The sequence below is a fragment of the Cohnella fermenti genome (assembly GCF_004801405.1).
Classification (GTDB): Bacteria; Bacillota; Bacilli; order Paenibacillales; family Paenibacillaceae; genus Cohnella; species Cohnella fermenti.
Genome location: NZ_SSOB01000123.1, coordinates 1 through 631, shown reverse-complemented (window position 1 = coordinate 631; position 631 = coordinate 1). Strand labels below are relative to the sequence as shown.

At 40.6% G+C, this 631-nt stretch carries 1 protein-coding gene; it reads left to right on the top strand.

Annotation, left to right across the window (positions count from 1 at the left end; genetic code table 11):
* On the top strand, nucleotides 1-184 hold a 184-nt coding region (locus E6C55_RS34370; protein WP_211093705.1), incomplete at its 5' end, for a hypothetical protein.
* Between the last annotated feature and the right edge of the window lie 447 nt (nucleotides 185-631).

Below are 631 nucleotides of genomic sequence, written 5' to 3'. Positions count from 1 at the left end.
GTCTGAAAATTTCGACAACATGGTGGGTCTCGCTTGGTGTTCGCTTTTTTCGGCACCGATGGCGTTTCGTCCTGACTTTTTTCCAATTTCACAGTTTCACCTACTTGACATTGCACCGCTGGGCTATGCCTGCAGTTGGATTCAATGGTTTATTCAATATATGTCACTCACTTTCTTGATCTAATAACACACTAAACTTTGTCGATTAATTCAAATCCTAAGTCGACACATATCTCTTTCTTTTTTCGACAAATCATCTGGAATCCCCTCCCAGTCGATGCGAAAAAGTTCATATATCCTGTTCGTTGGCTTTTCGGCAATTGGCACGTATTCTTGACATTGGTATGTGCCATAATTCGTGAAAAAGCGATATACGCGGATTTGATTCGACACATATTCTTGTTTCTCCAACATAAAAAACCAGACCGCAGTCTGGTTCCTTGTAAACTCTAAGGAAATTCAATTTATGATAGTTCTCCTTTTATTATCAAGTCTTATATCATACCTGGACAGTGAAAAGTTCTACCCCTTAAGAAGCCAGCGAATCGGCGTCATTCCTGGGCTCGTCCTGCTTTGATCGAATTATTTCGGTTATCGATAATGACGGGTATTGGGCAAACAGGCGAAAAAT